1 rRNA gene is annotated in these 534 nt (G+C 42.3%); it reads left to right on the forward strand.

The features are described from left to right. Positions 1 to 424: 424 nt before the first annotated feature. Positions 425 to 534 (forward strand): 23S ribosomal RNA (locus E0709_RS12185); the annotation flags it as partial.

Raw genomic sequence — 534 nt, forward strand, 5'->3', positions numbered from 1 at the left:
GGGATATAGCTCAGCTGGGAGAGCGCCTGCCTTGCACGCAGGAGGTCAGCGGTTCGATCCCGCTTATCTCCACCAAAACTTGTTGGTCATCATTGTTAAGCGAATTGTAGGGGCGTATTGCATACGCCCTAGTGGAAACAGTTAATTTAACAATGATGATAGGCGCAAGCCGAAATCGTTAATGTTCTTTAAAAATTTGGAAACAAGCTGAAAACAGAGTTCAGATAACAGTGGTCAGGTAACAGTAATGTTACTGATAATTGTTAGATGACTCAACGTTTGAGTAAAAATCTTGTGTGAACAAAAGCACACAAGTCTAGTTATTAAAATCAACCTAAAGTAAGCAGGTTAAAGATAGAAAAGGTATCAGGCTGTCGTCTGAACCCTGTCATCTGAAACCTGTACAGAGCACTTCAGGTTGTATGGTTAAGTGACTAAGCGTACACGGTGGATGCCTAGGCAATCAGAGGCGAAGAAGGACGTGCTAATCTGCGAAAAGCTTGGATGAGTTGATAAGAAGCGTTTAATCCAAGA

Origin of the sequence: Lonepinella koalarum, from assembly GCF_004565475.1 — a bacterium.
Classification (GTDB): Bacteria; Pseudomonadota; Gammaproteobacteria; order Enterobacterales; family Pasteurellaceae; genus Lonepinella; species Lonepinella koalarum.